5 protein-coding genes are annotated in these 17,428 nt (G+C 70.7%); all 5 read left to right on the plus strand.

The genetic code is table 11. The features are described 5' to 3' along the window. The first annotated feature begins 21 nt into the window (after positions 1-21). From sbnA to O7605_RS20810, 5 genes are read left to right on the plus strand one after another with little or no spacing between them, the layout of a single operon-like run. Complete coding sequence (gene sbnA / locus O7605_RS20790) at positions 22-960, plus strand: 2,3-diaminopropionate biosynthesis protein SbnA (protein WP_269740705.1); 939 nt, start codon at positions 22-24, stop codon at positions 958-960. Beyond that, on the plus strand, positions 936-3,668 hold the full coding sequence (locus O7605_RS20795) for an aldehyde dehydrogenase family protein (RefSeq protein ID WP_269740706.1): 2,733 nt from the start codon (positions 936-938) through the stop codon (positions 3,666-3,668). The genes sbnA and O7605_RS20795 overlap by 25 nt, the downstream gene beginning before the upstream one ends. Then, a complete protein-coding gene (locus O7605_RS20800) occupies positions 3,665-5,359 on the plus strand; it encodes a thiamine pyrophosphate-binding protein (RefSeq protein WP_269740707.1) in 1,695 nt (564 codons plus the stop codon). Before O7605_RS20795 ends, O7605_RS20800 begins: the two co-directional genes overlap by 4 nt. A gap of 2 nt (positions 5,360-5,361) precedes the next feature. Next, positions 5,362-6,618 carry a beta-ketoacyl-ACP synthase II gene (gene fabF, locus O7605_RS20805; protein ID WP_269740708.1) on the plus strand — a complete coding sequence of 419 codons (1,257 nt, stop codon included), beginning with the start codon at positions 5,362-5,364 and terminating at the stop codon, positions 6,616-6,618. Between the two features lie 45 nt (positions 6,619-6,663). Then, on the plus strand, positions 6,664-17,427 hold the full coding sequence (locus O7605_RS20810; protein ID WP_269740709.1) for a non-ribosomal peptide synthetase: 10,764 nt from the start codon (positions 6,664-6,666) through the stop codon (positions 17,425-17,427). Position 17,428: the final 1 nt, after the last annotated feature.

Raw genomic sequence — 17,428 nt, forward strand, 5'->3', positions numbered from 1 at the left:
TTTACAGCAAGAGGGGGTAGGATGCCCATTATCGCTCGCGCTGACGAGTTCAATACCAGCGACCTTTTCGTCGACCTCGCCGAAGGCTTCGGAATTCCTCTCTACCTCAAGTGCGAGGGTTTCAACTTCGCGGGATCGATCAAGCTGAAGGCTGCGCAGGAGATGGTGGAATCGGCCGAGCGTCGCGGCCTGCTCCGGCCCGGCGACACCATCGTCGAATCATCGTCGGGAAATGTCGGTGTCGCGCTGAGCACCATCGCGGCAGGCCGTGGATACCGTTTCGTCTGCATCATCGACCCGCACTGCAACGAGACCATCCGACGGCAGATGATCGCCCTCGGCGCCGAGGTGCACCTGGTCACCGAGCCGGACGGCCCGCGCGGGCTGGTGGGTGCCCGGATCGCCCACGCCCGGGCCCTGTGCGCGCGACACGACGACTACGTCTGGCTCAACCAGTACGACAACCCGGACAACTGGGCGGCGCACGCGCAGTCCACCGGCCCGGAGATCGTCAAACAGTTCCCGGACGTGGACGTCCTGTTCATCGGCGCTGGCACCACCGGCACCGTGATGGGGTGCGCGCGCTATTTCCGCGAGTACCGGCCGCAGACGCGGATCGTGGCGGTGGACGCGGCGGGGTCCTCACTCTTCGGCGGCGAGCCCAAACTGCGCCGCATTCCCGGGCTGGGCAACCGCATCAAGCCGGGCATCCTCGACACCTCGTTCATCGACGAGGTGGTCGTGGTGGAGGAGGCGGAGACGGTACGGATGTGCCGCCGTCTCGCCCGGCGCGGCTTCCTGCTCGGCGGCTCCACCGGAACGGTGGTCAGCGGCGCCGCGCGTTGGCTCGCCGGATACGTCGGCGGCCCGCTGATCTCGGTGGCGGTGTCCCCCGACCTCGGCAGCCACTACCTCGAAACGATCTATCGCGACGAATGGGTGCACCAGTACTTCGCCTGAAGAGGAACGGGAGCCGTAGGATGCTCGTTGACGAACGTGACCAGGAGATCCCCCTGGCCCGGGTCACCGCGCGGTGTCACGACCTGGTCGCGGAACTGCGGCACTGTGGGGTGACCGAGAACGACCGTGTCGTCTTCTCCGCCGCCAATTCGGCCGAGTTCGTTGTCGGCCTGTTCGCGCTGATGGAACTGGGCGTGTCGATCGCCCTGGTGGACCGCGGCGCCACCCAGTCCGACTGCGCCGCCCTGGTCGGTGAGTCGGGCGCACGCTGGTTCCTCTCCGACCACCCGTCGCTGGACGCGGCGTTCGATCGGGTCCGGGTCGGCTGGCTGCAACTGGGCGAGCTGACCGCCGAGCGGGTCGAGCCGGTCGCCACGGGCACGTCCGGCCTGTCCTTCGACCGCTGGCGCAACCGCCGGGACGCGTTGATCGTCTGGACGTCCGGCAGTTCCGGGGCGCCTAAGGGCATCGTCCGCTCCGGCGCGTCGGTGCTCGACAACGTCGAGCGCACCCAGGCCCGGATGGGCTACCACGCCGACGACGTGCTGCTGCCCCTGCTGCCCTTCACCCACCAGTACGGGCTGTCCATGCTGCTGCTGTGGCGGCAGGTCGGCGCCACCCTCACCGTGCTTCCCAGCACCCGGGTCGATCGGGCGCTCGAGGTCATCGAGCGCCGGAACGTGACAGCGGTGGACGCCGTCCCGGCCGCATACCGGGCGATGCTGCGTCTGACCGACGGGAACCGGCTCGCCGGTCGCCGATTCTCCTCGGTCCGGCTGTGGTGCGTCGGCGGTGAGCCGCTGCGCGACGACCTGCGCCGGCAGTTCGCGGAATGGGCCGGACAGCCGCTGCTCGACGGGTACGGCAGCAGCGAGGCCGGCAACATCGCGCTGGCCACCGTCGAGCTACCGGAGCACAGCGGGCCGCCCCTGGACGGGGTCACCGTGGAGATCCTCGACGAGGCCGGCGCCCGGGTCGAGCCCGGCACCGTCGGCGAGGTCGTCGTGCGCACCCCGGACATCATGGTGGGCCTGCTCGAACCGGGCGGGCGGGTCCGGCCGGTGCATCGGCCGGCGCACCACACCCAGGACGTCGGCTTCGTCGACGAGAGGGGCAACATCCGGGTCCTCGGGCGCAAGTCCGCGGTGCACCGCTTCGGGCACACCCTCTATCCCGACGTCATCGCCGACAAGGTCAGCGATTGTGGCGTACCGGTCCGGGTCGTGCCTGTGGAGGACCCGGCGCGCGACACCCAGCTGGTCTTCGTCGTCGCCGACACCGAGGGCCGCCCGGCGGCGCACTGGCGGCGGGTGCTCGGTCGCCGCCTGGCCGAGTACGAACGGCCCAACCGGGTGGTCGTGCTGGACGCCTTCCCGCTTCTGAACAACGGGAAGGTCGACGCCCAGGCCCTCACCGACGTCGCGGCCTCGGCGGTCGCCCTCAACGGCGTCAAGGGCGTGCTGCCGGTCGGCCACCCGAACGAGGCCGCGACCGACGTGTCCACCATCCCGTTTCCCGATCGCGCCGCCCGGCTGGCCGATCTGGCCGCGATGCTGCGCCGCCGCCGCTCCGAGGTGATCGACCTGCTCACCGAGGTCAGCAACTACAAGACCGCGTACGGCGAGGTGGACGCGGCGATCGCAGCGCTGGAGGGCGCGGTCGACGAGGTGACCCGGTACGCGCCCGGCCCGGTCAAGCAGATCGGCGTGCTCATGCCGTCGAACATCCCGCTCTACAGCTACATCCTCTACCTGGTCATTCCGTCGCTCTACAGCGAGCGGGTGGTCTTCCGGCCGTCCCGACGGATCGAGGACCAGGTCCGCAAGCTGCACTCGATGATGGCCGACGAGCACCGGCTGCCGATCGTGCTGGACGAGGCCGACCAGCGGGAGTTCCTCGAGAACGAGGGCGGCCGCTCGGACGTGCTGGTGTTCACCGGCACCTACAACAACGCCGAGAAAATCCGCTCCGGCCTGCGTAAGGACCAGCTCTTCCTCTACTTCGGCCAGGGCGTCAACCCGTTCATCGTCGGCCCGGACGCGAACATCCCGGAGGCGGTCGACGGTCTGCTACGGGTGCGGATGCTCAACTCGGGGCAGGACTGCTTCGGGCCCGACGTGGTCTTCGTGCACACGTCGATCAGCGCGCAGTTCTGCAACCTGCTGTGCCGCCGGGTGTCCGCGCTGCGGTTCGGCCGCTACGACGACCCCACCGCCGAGTACGGCGCGATGTTCTACCCGGACGCGTTCGACGCCTCGCTGTCGTACCTGCTCAAGAACCGGGAGTACCTGGCCGCCGGCGGCCAGGTGAACCTGGCCGACAACCACCTGCACGCGACGGTGCTGATCCGGCCCGCCGACACCGCCCTGAACCCGCCGGAGTTGTTCGCCCCGATCTTCAGCGTGGTGCCGTTCACCTCCGCCGACTGGCTGCACAAGGCCATCGACCACCCCTACTTCGAGGAGCGTGCGATGGCAGCCACGGTCTACGGATCGATGCCGGAGACGGTGGAGATCCTGCGGCGCCGGCACACGGTGAGCGTCAATGAGACGCTCATCGAGGTCGACAACGGCAACGCTCCGTTCGGCGGCACCGGCATCCGGGCCAACTACGCCGCGATCGGCAGGAAGCGCACCGCCGAACCGCTGCTGCTCAGCAAGGCCGTCGCCGACCACCTGGGCGGCCGTGACCGGCGAGGTGACGTGTGAGCGCGGAATCGGTCACCGGCTGCTGGCAGGCCGCGGTCCAGACCCTCGCCGCCGCCGGAGTGGAGACGGTGTTCGGCCTGCCCGGTGACGACCTGGAGGCGCTGGCCGCGGTCACCGCCGCCGGGCTGGGGTTCACCCTCTGCCGGGACCAGCGCAACGCGGCCTTCATGGCCACCGGGTACGCGCTCCAGTCCGGCCGGCCCGGCGTCGCCGTCGTCGGCAAGGGCCCGGCCGTGACCAACACCGTCACCGGTCTGCTGGAGGCCCGGTCGTCCGCGGCACCGGTACTGCTGCTGGCCGGCGGGACCGCGCTGGAGCAGCGGACCGCCGGGGCGTTCCAGGAGCTGGACCAGCTCAGCGTGGTGCGGCCGCTGGTCAAGTGGGCCGAGCGCGTCGACCACCCGGACCGGCTGGCGCCGCTGCTGCGTCGGGCACTGTTCACCGCGGTGGACGGCGTTCCCGGTCCGGTCTACCTGGAGCTGCCGGACCACCTGCTCACCACGGACTTCACCCTGCCCGCGCCGGCGGTGACCGCTCCGGAACAGACCGCAGGGCTGGTCGTCCGTCCCGACTCCGCGACGCTCACTGCGGTGCGTGCCGCGCGGCGCCCGATCATCCTGGTCGGCGGCGGCATGCGGCACCGCAACGCCGACCGCCGGGTGGAACGCCTGGCCGAGGCGCTGGGGGCTGCGGTGGCCGTCACCGCCAGCGGCCGTGGGGCGGTCGACGAGTCGACCCCACTGTTCGCCGGCGTGGCCGGCCTCTACACACCGGAAGCCGCCAGAGTCCTGTGGGCGGACACCGACTGCGTCGTCAGCCTCGGCAGCCGGCTGGAGGAGACGGTCCGGTTCGGGTGGCCGGACGCGCTCGGCGTCACGGTGCCGGTGATCCAGGTCAACGTGAGTGCCGCCGAACTGCGTACCGAGCTCGCCGGTCCCGCCGTGATCGCCGACGCCGGCGCGCTGCTCGACGCGTGGCTGGAGCGGCTCGCCGGGCACACGCCCGCCGCCGACTGGGCGGGCCGGGTCGCCGAGGTGCACACCAGCCTGCGGTCCGCGCCCCGGGCCGCCGCCGGCAGCGGGCCGGAACCGCGGATCGCCGACGTGCTCGACGCCCTGACCCGGGTACTTCCCGGCGACCTGGTCCTGGTGCAGGAGAACGGCCTACAGGACATGTGGTCGTACCTGTTCCCGCTCTACGCCTGCGACGGCGGTGCCGGCTCCATCGTGCCGTCCGAGCAGACCAGCCTCGGCTTCGGCGCGGCCGCGGCGGTCGGCGTACGTCGCGCCGCCCCGGACCGCGCGGTGGTCGCGCTCGTCGGGGACGGTGCGTTCGACCTCTTCGCCGCCGACCTGCCGACCGCCGTGGCGGAGGGCGGCATCCTCTACGTGGTCCTGCGCAACGGCGGCTACGGCTGGCTGCAGACCCAGCTCGACCAGCGCACCGCACCGATCCCCGGCCGTGCCTTCGTCGATCCCGGCGCCGTCGGCATGCGGGCGCCGGACGTACCCGGCCTGCACCAGATCACCGTGACCGGCCGGGACGCCCTCGACGGCAACGTGACCGAGGCGTGGAAACGCTGCCAGGCCGGCCAGGTGGTGGTGCTCAACGTCCCGGTGAGCCTGACTGACGCCCTGTTCGCCGGGCACACGGCCGGCGGCGACTTCCCCGAACCGCCCGAGAGGAGCTGAGGATGCCCGACACCGTGCAAGGCCGCCGGAGAGTGGTGGTGACCGGGTGGGGCGCCGTCACCCCGCTCGCCCTCACCGTCGACGAGACCTGGCAGGCGATGCTGGCCGGCCGCAGCGGAATCGGCCCGATCACCTGCATCGACGCCTCCGACCTGCCGACCAGCATCGCCGGTGAGGTGACCGGGTTCGACCCGAAGGCCTACCTTGATCACCGGCGGGTTCGCCGGATGGATCCCTACTCGCAGTACGCCTACGCCGCCGCCGTCCAGGCCGCGCAGATGGCGAAACTCGACACCGACGGCGACCTCGGCCCGCGCGCCGGGGTGCTGATCGGCAGCGGGTACGGCCCGATGACCTCGCTGGCCGAGCACGTCGTCGCGATGGGCGAGCGGGGCCCGCGCGCGGTCAGCCCGTTCGCCCCGGTCACCGGCGCCATCGACAGCGCGGCGGGGGAGATCAGCCTGGCCTTCGGCGCGCAGGGCCCGAGCCGGGCGATGAGCAGTGCCTGCGCCTCCGGTACCGACGCCATCGGCGAGGCCGCCCGGTGGATCCGGCACGGGGTGGCCGATGTGGTGGTCGCCGGCGGTGCGGAGAACATCCTCACGCGGGTCGACATGGCGGGCAGCGGCAACGCCAAGGCGCTGTCCACCCGGGTCGACACGCCCAGCGAGGCGTCCCGGCCGTTCGACGCCGACCGGGACGGATTCGTGATGAGCGCCGGCGCCGGGGTGCTGATCATGGAGTCGGAGGAGCACGCGCTGGCCCGTGGCGCCCCGATCCTGACCGAGGTCGCCGGGCACGCGTCCACGTCGGACGCCTACCACTGGACCGCGCCGCATCCGGAGGGGCGCGGGGTCCGCGCGGCGATGTCCGGCGCGCTGGCCGACGCCGGGCTGACCCCGAACCAGGTCGACTACATCAACGCGCACGGCACCAGCACGCTGCTCAACGACGTGGCCGAACTCGCCTCGATCCGGGCGGTCTTCGGCGACCGGGCCGAACAGATCCCGATCAGTTCCACCAAGTCGATGACCGGCCACATGATCGGTGCGGCCGGCGCGTTCGAGGCGATCGTCTCGGCGCTGGCCATCAACACCGGCGTGGTGCCGCCGACGATCAACTGCCATCGGCCGATCGATTCGAGGATCAACTTCGTCGCCCACACCGCCCAGGAGCACGTCGTTGACGTCGCGATGAGCAACTCGTTCGGGTTCGGCGGCCACAACGCCGTCGTCGTACTGCGCCGCTGGCAGCCCTGACCCGGGCACGGACCAGCTACGAAGCTCCAAGGAAACGGGGACCCCATGCAGGAAGCCGCCATCCGCCGCCGGCCGCTGTCGGTGGCGCAGCAGGGGATTTGGTACGCCCAGCAGCTCAACCCGGACAACGTCTCGGTGATGTCGGAGTACCTGGAGATCCACGGTGCGATCGACGTCGACCTGTTCCGCGAGGCGCTGCGGCGTACCGTCGCCGAGGCCGAAACCGTCCAGGTGCGGTTCGAGACCGACGAAAGCGGCGTCTGGCAGTACCCGCTGCCCGAGGTCACGCTGCGGTTCATCGACCTGGCGGACCGGCCGGACCCGCTTGCCGCCGCCGAGGAGTGGATGCGTGGCGACCTGCACAGCGGGTTCGACCTGCACGGCGGCACCCTGTCGGTGGACGTGCTGTTCCGGGTCGGCGCCGACAAGTTCCTCTACTACCAGCGCAACCATCACCTGATCGCGGACGGGGTCAGCGGCCGGCTGTTCACCGACCGGCTCGCCGAGATCTACACCGCCCTGGTGGCCGGCACCGAGTACCGCCCCGCGTACTTCGGCACGCTCGACGACTGCCTCGCCGACGAGGAGGCGTACCGCTCCTCGCCGGCGTTCCAGCGGGACCGGGACTACTGGACCCGGCGGCTGGCTGCCCGGCCCGCGCCGGTCGGCCTGACCGCGAAGACCGCCCCGGCCAGTGCCCGGCCAGTCCGGCGGACGGTCATCGTCGACCCGACGGTGATGGACCGGCTGCGTGCGGTGGCCCGCCGGAACAGGAGCACCTGGACCGTCGGGCTGCCGGCCGCGGTGGCCGTCTACCTGCACTTGACCACCGGCGCGCGCACGGTGCCGATCGGTCTGCCGGTGGCCGCCCGGCGCACCAAGGTGATGCGGGAGACGCCGGTGATGGCGAGCAACATCCTCGCGCTGATCATCGACATCGACCCGGCCATGACCTTCACCGAGGTGCTGCGCCGCACCACTGAGGAGATGCGCGACGTCATCAAGCACCAGCGGTACCGGCAGGAGGACATCCGGCGCGACCTCAAGCTCGGTGGCGCCGGCCAGCTGGCCGATGTGGTCATGAACATCATGCCGTTCGACTACGACGTCACCTTCGCCGGTCACCCGGTGACGGCGCACAACCTGTCCAACGGGGTGATCGACGACATCGAGATCACCGCCTACGACCGGCTGGACGGCGGGCCGGTGCGGCTCGACGTCGACGGCAACCACGAGCTGTACTCGGCTGACGAGGTGGCATACCACCAGGACACGCTGTTGCGGCTGCTGAAGCGCCTGGTCGAGACGCCGGACGTGCCGTTGGCCAGGATCGATCTGATCACCGACGAGGAACGGGAACGCGTCCTGGTCGAGTGGAACCGCACCGCTGACGACGAGGAGCGGACCGGAGTCGTGGAGCGGGTGCGGTCCTTCGCCCGCGACACCCCCGACGCGGTCGCGGTTCAGGACGACGAGCACCTTCTGACGTACGCCGCACTCGCGGGCCGTGCCGGCGCCCTGACCACCCGCCTCCGAGCCGCCGGCATCGGCCCCGGCGACCTGGTGGCGTTGCCCACCGACTCCGGTGCCGGATTCGTCACCGCGGTGCTCGGCGTGCTCGGGGCCGGCGCCGCCTACGTGCCGCTCGACCTGGACGCGCCGGTCGCCCGGAACGCCGGGGTGCTGCGCGACTGCGCCGCCCGCCTGCTGGTCTGCCGGCCGGCGCTGGCCGGTCCGGCCCTCGAACTGATCGACGCCGCCGGAGTCCCGGCCGAGGTCCTCGCGCTCGACGACAGGGTCGAGGCCGTCGACGACCTGACCGGGCCGTACGGCACCGAACTGGACCTCGCATACGTCCTGTTCACCTCCGGCTCCACCGGCAAACCCAAGGGTGCCATGGTGCACCGCCGCGGCATGGTCAACCACCTGCTCGCCAAGGTCGCCGACTGCGGCCTGGACGCGGACACCACGGTCGTCCAGAACGCCCCGCTAACGTTCGACATCTCGATCTGGCAGATGCTCGCGCCGCTGATGGCCGGTGGCCGTACCCGGATCGTGCGCCGGGACACCGCCACCGACCCGGCCGCCCTGTTCGGACTGATCGAGCGGGAGCGGATCGGGGTGCTCGAGGTGGTGCCGTCGCTGCTGCGCACCGCGCTGGACTCCTGGCAGGAGCAGCCCGCTACGGCGCCCCAGCTCAGCACCCTGCGGTGGCTGCTGGTCACCGGCGAGGCCCTGCCCGCCGACGTGGGTGCCCGATGGCTCGAACGGTATCCGGCCGTGCCGCTGATGAACGCGTACGGCCCGACCGAGTGCTCCGACGATGTCACGCACGCGGTGCTGCGGACCGCGGCAGACCTCGGCGACGGACCGGTGCCGATCGGATCCGCGCTGCGTAACACCACCCTCTACGTCCTGGACGACCGGTTGCGGCCGGTGCCCGTCGGCCGGCCGGGAGAGCTCTACGTCGGCGGTCTCGGGGTCGGCCGCGGCTACCTGAACGACTCCCGGCGCACCGCCGCCGTCTTCGTCGCCGATCCGTACACGCCCGGTCCCGGCGCCCGGATGTACCGCACCGGCGACTACGTACGGTCCCGGCCGGACGGCAGCCTGGTCTTCCTGGAGCGCCGCGATCACCAGGTGAAGGTCCGCGGCCACCGGATCGAACTGGGCGAGATCGAGACGGTGCTGAGCCGGCACCCCGGCGTCGGGCCGCTGGCCGTGGTGGTGCGCGAGGACCGGCCGGGGGACCGCCGGCTGGTGGGATACGTGGTGCCCGCCGCCGGCGCCGGAGCGGTGGACCTGCGCGCCTACGCCGAGGCGGAACTGCCCGCGTACATGGTGCCGGCCGCGTTCGTGGAGCTGGACGCGCTGCCGCTGACCGTCAACGGCAAGCTCGACCGGCACCGGCTACCGGCACCCGAGTACACCACCGGGTACGAGACGCCGTGCACGATCACCGAGGAGCGGGTGGCGGCCATCTTCGCCGACGTCCTCGGGGTCGGCCGGGTGGGTGCCGGCGACGACTTCTTCGAACTGGGCGGCGACTCGCTGCTCGCCACCCGGCTGGTCGGCCGGGTACGTTCCGTGCTCGGTGTCGAGCTGACCATCCGCTCGGTGTTCGAGTCGCCGACGGTCGCGGCGCTGGCCCGGGTGGTGGACACCGCCGGGCGGGCCCGTCGTGCGATCACGCCCCGCGAGCGTCCCGAGATCGTGCCGCTGTCGTACGCCCAGCAGCGCCTGTGGTTCCTCAACAAGCTGGGGGAGTCCGGCGGCCTCTACAACATCCCGCTTCCGCTGCGGCTCACCGGGCCGCTGGACAAGGCCGCCGTGATCGCCGCCCTCGGTGACGTGGTGCTCCGGCACGAGCCGCTGCGCACCGTGTTCGCCGAGGTGGACGGCGAGCCCCGACAGCGGCTGCTGGACGAGGCCGAGACCGCGGCCCAGATCGCCGGCGCGTTCGAGGTTCGGCCGGTGACCGCGGCCGAGTTGCCGGCCCGGCTGACCGAGGCGAGTGGGCACCACTTCGACCTGGAGTCCGCTATCCCGATCCGGGCGTCGCTGTTCGAGCTGGGCCCGGAAGAGCATGTGCTGCTTGTGGTGGTGCATCACGTGGCGGGTGATGGGTGGTCGTTGGGTCCGTTGTTCAGGGATTTTGGGGTGGCTTATCGGGCTCGGGTTGTGGGTGTGGTGCCGGTGTTTGGTGTGTTGCCGGTGTCGTATGTGGATTTTGGGTTGTGGCAGCGGGAGTTGTTGGCGTCTGTGGGTGGGCGTCAGGTGGAGTTTTGGCGTGAGGCGTTGGCGGGTGCGCCGGTGGTGGTGGATTTGCCGGTGGATCGGGTGCGTCCGGTGGTGGCGTCGTATGTGGGTGCTCGGGTGGATGTGGTGTTGCCGGTGGGGGTGCATGCGCGTGTGGTGGAGGTGGCCCGGGCGCGTGGGGTGAGTGTGTTCATGGTGTTGCAGGCGGCGGTGTCGGTGTTGTTGGCGCGGTTGGGTGCGGGCACGGATGTGGTGGTGGGCACGGCGGTGGCGGGGCGTGTCGATGAGGTGGTGGAGGACCTTGTCGGGTTTTTCGTGAACACGTTGGCGTTGCGGGTGGATGTGTCGGGGGATCCGTCGTTCGCGCAGTTGTTGGAGCGGGTTCGTAGGGCGGATGTGGCGGCGTTCGGGCATCAGGATGTGCCGTTCGAGCGGTTGGTGGAGGAGTTGAATCCGCAGCGGTCGTTGGGTTGGCATCCGTTGTTTCAGGTGATGTTGGTGTTGCAGAACACTCCGCAACCGGATCTGGACCTGCCCGGCATCGAGGTCGCGGTGGAGCGGATTCCGACCACCACCGCCAAGTTCGACCTGCTCTTCGACCTGGAGGAGACCTTCGACCCGGACGGCCAGCCGGCGGGGATCGTCGGGGGTATCGACTACGCCACCGATCTGTTCGACCACGCCAGCGTGGCTTCGTTCGCCGAGCGGTTCCAGCTTCTCCTGGATGCCCTGCTCGCCGACCCGGAGCGACGCGTGGGCGAAGCCAGCCTGCTGAGCCCCACCGAACGGCACCGCGTCCTCGAGTCCTGGAACGACACGGATCTGCCGTTGGACGAGACGTCACTGATCGAAGTCCTGGAGTCGGCGGGGCGGCGGTTTGGCGATCGGGTTGCGGTGGTGTGTGGGTCGGAGTCGGTGACGTATGGGGAGTTGCACGAGCGGGCGGGTCGTTTGGCTGGTGTTTTGGTCGGGCGGGGTGTGGGTTCGGAGTCGGTGGTGGCGGTGGCGTTGCCGCGGTCGGTGGATGCGGTGGTGGCGTTGTTGGCGGTGTGGAAGGCCGGTGGTGCGTATTTGCCGGTGGATGTGTCGCTTCCGGTGGAGCGTATTCGTTTCATGGTTGCTGACGCGGGTGTGGTGTGTGCGATTGCTGATGATTCTTTGGCGGGTGTGTTTCCGCGGGTGGTGGGGGTTGGTGAGCGGGCGGATGAGGTGTTGTCCGGGGTGGTGGTTCCGGATGATTCTTTGGCTTATGTGATTTACACGTCGGGGTCGACGGGGCGTCCGAAGGGTGTGGCGGTGGCCCGGTCCGGGGTGGTGAATTTGCTGCGTTGGGCGGGGGACTTTTTCGGTGTTGATGGTTTGTCGTCGGTGTTGTTGTCGACGTCGTTGAGTTTCGATGTGTCGGTGTTCGAGTTGTTCGCGCCGTTGGCGGTTGGTGGTCGGGTGGAGGTGGTGCGGGATTTGACGGTGTTGGTGGAGCGGGGTGGGTGGTCGGGCAGTTTGGTTTCGGGTGTGCCGTCGGTGTTCGCGCAGATCGTGGCTTCGGGTGTGGATTTGGATGTGGCGCGGGTGGTGTTGGCCGGTGAGGGGTTGCCGGCGTCGGTGTTCAACGCGATCGACGCGCCGGAGATCGTGAATATTTATGGTCCGACTGAGGCGACGGTGTATTGCCTGGCGTGGCGTTCGGCGGGTGGGCGGGTGTTGTCGCGGCCGGCGTTGACCGGGCGTCCGGTGGCGAACACGCGGGTGTATGTGTTGGACGCCGGGTTGAATCCGGTGCCGCCGGGTGTGGCTGGTGAGTTGTATGTCGCGGGTGCTGGTGTCGCGCGTGGTTATCTCGGGCGGGCGGGGCTGAGCGCGCAGCGGTTCGTCGCTGATCGGTTTGGTCCGCCTGGTGCGCGGATGTATCGCACGGGGGATCTGGTGCGGTGGACCGCTGGTGGGGACATCGACTATCTGGGCCGGGTCGACAACCAGGTGAAGGTCCGGGGGTTCCGGATCGAGTTGGGTGAGGTCGAGGCGGTTCTGGCTGGTGTTGACGGGGTCGAGTCGGCGGTGGTCGTGGCCCGTGGTGATCATCTGGCCGGGTATGTGACCGGTGGGGTGGACGCGGCGGTGGTGCGTGAGCAGGCGGTGCGGGTGCTGCCGGGTTACATGGTGCCGTCGGTGATCACCGTGTTGGACGCGATGCCGATGAACGCCAACGGCAAGTTGGACCGGGCGGCTCTGCCGGATCCGGTGTTCACCGCCGGCGGTGGTGCTCGGGCTGCCGGGTCTGTCACCGAGGAGCTTTTGTGTGAGGTGTTCGCCGAGGTTCTGCGCGTGGAGTCGGTCGGTGTCGATGACGTGTTCTTCGACCTGGGTGGGCATTCGCTGTTGGCGACTCGGCTGGTGTCACGGGCGCGGGCGGTTCTCGGGGTGGAGTTACCGATCCGTGCCGTGTTCGAGGCACCCACCCCGGCCGGGTTGGCGGTGCTCGCCGCGGACGCCCCGCCGGCCCGGCCCGCGATCACGGTGCGTCCGCGTCCGGCGCGGTTGCCGTTGTCGTTCGCCCAGCAGCGGTTGTGGTTCCTCAACCGGCTCGACACCGGCGGTCTCTACAACATCCCGATCGCGATCCGTCTCACCGGTGACCTCGACACTCAAGCGCTGATCACCGCGATCGGCGCGGTCGTGACCCGACACGAAACCCTGCGCACCATCTTCCCCGACCAGGACGGACAACCCCGCCAGGAAATCCTCACCCCAACCGAAGCCCAAGCCCGGCTCCGGGTGAGCACCAGGGCCGTCGACCTGCGCGAGGCGGCGAACGTGACGTTCGACCTCGCCACCGACCTGCCGATCAAGGTGTCGCTCAGCACCCGGGCGCCCGGCGAGCACCTCCTGGTGATCGTGCTGCACCACATCGCCGGGGACGGTTGGTCGCTGGCGCCACTGCTGCGGGACCTCGCCGACGCGTATCGAAGCCCCGGAACCCCGCTGCCGGAACTGCCGATCGGCTACGCCGACTACGCCCTCTGGGAGCAGGAGCAGAGCGGCGCGCACGCCCGGCACCTGAACTTCTGGCGGCGATACCTGGAGGGCGCACCGGACGTCGTGGAGATCCCCGGCGACCTGCCGCGTCCGGCCGTGTCGACGCATCGGGCCGGGGTCGTCGAGTACCGCCTGGACGCGGACCTGCACCGGCGACTCACCATCCTGGCCCGCGAGCACAACGCCAGCCTCTTCATGGTGCTGCACACCGCGCTCAGCGCCCTGCTCACCCGCCTCGGCGCCGGCACCGACATCGTCATCGGCACCCCCGTCGCCGGCCGCACCGACACCGCCCTCGACGACCTCGTCGGCCTCTTCGTCAACACCCTCGTACTACGCACCGACACCAGCGCCAACCCCACCTACACCGACCTGCTCCACCAGGTACGCCACACCAACCTGGCCGCGCTCGCCCACCAGGACCTGCCCTTCGACCGCCTGGTCGACGACCTCAAACCCGAACGCTCACTATCCCGACACCCCCTCTTCCAAATCATGTTCGCCCTGCAGAACAACACCGACCCCGACCTACCACTCGACGACATCCACGTCGAAGCAGTCGACCTCGGCACCGGCCCAGCCAAATTCGACCTCACCATCGAGGTCAAGGAAACCTTCGACGGCGACGGTGCCCCGGCCGGTCTGACCGGGCATTTCGTGTACGCCGAGGATCTCTACCAGCACGGCACGGCCGAGCGCCTCGCGCGGCAGTTCACCAGGATCCTCGAGGTCCTGACCGAACGACCCGGCGAGCGCATCGGCGACGCCGTGCTGCTCGACGATGGCGACTGGCTCACCGCGGGCAGCCCGGTCGAGCACCCGGCGCTGCTCGATCGGTTCGCGGCCCGGACCGAAGCGACCCCGGACTCGACCGCGCTTGTCACGGCGACCGAGCGGCTCACCTACCGGCAGCTCGACGACCGGGCGGACCGGCTCGCTCATCGACTGCTCGCCGCGGGCGCCGGCGCGGAACAGGTTGTCGCGGTCGCCCTGCCGCGCACCGCCGACCTCGTCACCGCCGTGCTGGCGGTGCTCAAGGCGGGCGCGGTGCTGCTGCCGATCGATCCCGACCTGCCGGCCGAGCGGATCGCCTTCCTCGTCCGCGACGCCGGGGCCGGCCTCTTCGTAACCGCGGGCGGCACATCCGTGCCCGAGGGGGTACGGGTCATCGACACCCGCGACGAATCCGGCGCGGTGCCGGACGGCCCGGCCGACGTACGGGTGGACCCGCGGGCCGCCGCCTACCTGATCTACACCTCGGGCTCCACCGGACAGCCCAAGGGTGTCGTGGTTCCCTACCGGGGTCTCGCGGCCCTCGCCGCGGAGCACGCCGACCGGTGGGCCGTGAGCGCCGGGCGCCTACGGGTGGGTCTGACCGCCGTGTTCTCCTTCGACACCGCCTGGGAGGGCACGCTGCTGATGGCCGCCGGCCACGAGTTGCACCTGGTCGACGAGCAGACCCGGCTCGACGCGGAGGCCTTCGTCGCCCTGGTCGACCGGGAGCGGCTCGATTTCCTCAACGTCACGCCCACCCATCTGCGGGCGCTGATGGCCGCCGGGCTGTTCGGCGCCGACCGGCATCACCCGCGCGTCCTCGTGGTCGGTGGTGAGGCGATCGACCGGGGCCTGTGGGCGGACATCGCGGCGCTGCCAGGCACCTCCGGCGTCAACTTCTACGGCCCCACCGAGACCACGGTGGACGCCTTCGGCCAGGACATCGTCGCGGGCACCGAACCGGCGATCGGTCGGCCGCTCACGGGAATGGCCGGGTACGTGCTCGACGAGCGGCTGCGGCTCGCGGTGCCCGGTGCGGTCGGTGAGCTCTACCTGGCCGGCCCGCAGCTCGCCCGGGGCTATCTGGGCCGGCCCGGACTCACCGCGGAACGGTTCGTCGCCGACCCGTTCGGTGCTCCCGGCGAGCGCATGTACCGCACCGGTGACCTGGTGCGGCTGCGGCACGACCGTGTCCTGGTCTTCCACGGGCGATCCGACGGCCAGCTCAAGATCCGTGGGTTCCGCATCGAACCGGGGGAGATCGAGGCGGCGCTGACGGCGCTCCCGGGGGTGGCGCAGGCGGCGGTCGTGGCCCGTACCGACGCGCGTGGTCATCAGCGGCTCGTCGGGTACGTCCGCCCGGAGACCGGCACCGCCGCGGCACCGGAGGCCCTCCGGTCCGCCCTGCGCGCCACCCTGCCGGACTACCTGGTGCCGGCCGCGATCGTCGCGGTCGACGGGTTCACCAGGACCGCGAACGGCAAGCTCGATCACCGCGGCCTGCCGGAACCGGACTTCGGTGCCATCGCCAGCACCGCCGCGATGCCCCGTGACCAGCGTGAGAAGGTGCTGTGCGGGATCTTCGCCGAGGCGCTGGGCCTGCCCGGTGTCGGTGTCGAGGACAGCTTCTTCGATCTGGGTGGCGACAGCATCGTCTCGATCCAGGTCGTCAGCCGGGCCCGCAAGGCCGGACTGGTGATCACCGCCAGGGACGTGTTCGTGCACAAGACGGTCGCCGGACTGGCCGCGGTCGCCACTGAGACCGACGGCTTCGCCGTGGCCGCCGACGACGGGGTCGGCGAGGTGCCGCTCACCCCGGTGATGCGTGCGCTGACCGCCAGCGGCGGCTCGTTCACCACCTTCAACCAGACCGAACTGATCGTCGTGCCAGCCGGGCTGGAGTGGTCCGAGCTGACCGGTGCCGTGCAGGCCGTGCTGGACCGGCACGACATGCTGCGGGCGGCGTACCGGCCGGAGGACGACGGATCGCTGGTCGTGCCGCCGCCGGGCACGGTGGCCGCGGCGGCCCTGATCCGTCGGGTGGACCTGGCCGAGGCGGGCGACCCCCGCGCCGTCATCGCCGCCGAGGCCGACGCCGCCCGCCGCCGGCTGTCGCCCGAAGCCGGCCGGATGATCGACCTGGTGTGGTGCGATGCCGGCGACACCACGCCCGGCCGGCTCATCGTCGCCGTCCACCACCTGGTGATCGACGGAGTGTCCTGGCGGATCCTGCTCAGCGACCTGGCCGAGGCGTGGCAGGCCGTCGCGGACGGTGGCACCCCGCGGCTCGCTCCGGTCTGGACGTCGTTCCGCGCCTGGTCGCGCCGGCTCGCTCAGGCAGCCCGCGAGCGGATGACGGAGTTCGAGCACTGGCAGACCGTCCTCGACGGTGCCGACCCGATCCTCGGGAGGCGCAAGCTGGACCCGGCCACCGACACCATCGGCAACGCGGTCACCCGCCGAATCGGGCTGGCGGTCGCGACCACCCGGGCCCTGCTGACCGAGGTGCCCGCCGCCTTCCACGCCGGTGTCGACGACGTGCTGCTCACCGGCCTGGCCCGGGCGGTCAACCGGTGGCGGCAGCGACGCGGGCTGAACAGCGACAGTTCCGTGCTGATCGACCTGGAGGGGCACGGCCGGGACGAACTCGTGCCGGGCGCCGACCTGTCCCGCACGGTCGGATGGTTCACCAGGGTCTACCCGGTACGCCTGGATCCCGGTGACCCGCGGCGGCCCCTCGACGAATCCGTCAAGTCGGTCAAGGAGCAGCTGCGGGCGGTCCCCGGCGGGGGACTCGGGCACGGGCTGCTGCGACACCTGCATCCGGAGACCGCCGACCGGCTCGCCGCCCTGGGCGATCCGCAACTGGCCTTCAACTACCTGGGCCGCTTCCGGACGTCCGCGCCGGACTCCACTGCGGAGCCGTGGACCCTGGTGACCGGCGCGGAGCAGCTGACCGCGGTCGGTGACGACGACCTGCCGTTCGCCCACGCCATCGAGATCAACGCGGTGGCCGAGGACGGCCCGGACGGGCCCCGGCTGACCGCGACACTGGCCTGGCCGCGGGGGCTGTTCACCGACGCCGAGATGGGTGACCTCGCCGAGGACTGGCTGCGCGAGCTGGATGCGCTCGCAGCACTGGCCGACGACCCGATGGCGGGCGGCCTCACACCGTCCGATCTGGAGCTCCTGCCCCTGAGTCAGGACGACATCGACCTGCTCGAGGACGACGAGACCGACTGAG

The organism is Verrucosispora sp. WMMA2121 (genome assembly GCF_027460185.1).
GTDB classification, from domain to species: Bacteria; Actinomycetota; Actinomycetes; order Mycobacteriales; family Micromonosporaceae; genus Micromonospora; species Micromonospora palythoicola.

Bases quoted from the DNA above. Each gene is read 5' to 3' on its own strand.
- O7605_RS20795 (WP_269740706.1), top strand. From the start codon at position 936: ATGGGTGCACCAGTACTTCGCCTGAAGAGGAACGGGAGCCGTAGGATG.
- sbnA (WP_269740705.1), top strand. From the start codon at position 22: ATGCCCATTATCGCTCGCGCTGACGAGTTCAATACCAGCGACCTTTTC.
- O7605_RS20810 (WP_269740709.1), top strand. From the start codon at position 6,664: ATGCAGGAAGCCGCCATCCGCCGCCGGCCGCTGTCGGTGGCGCAGCAG.
- fabF (WP_269740708.1), top strand. From the start codon at position 5,362: ATGCCCGACACCGTGCAAGGCCGCCGGAGAGTGGTGGTGACCGGGTGG.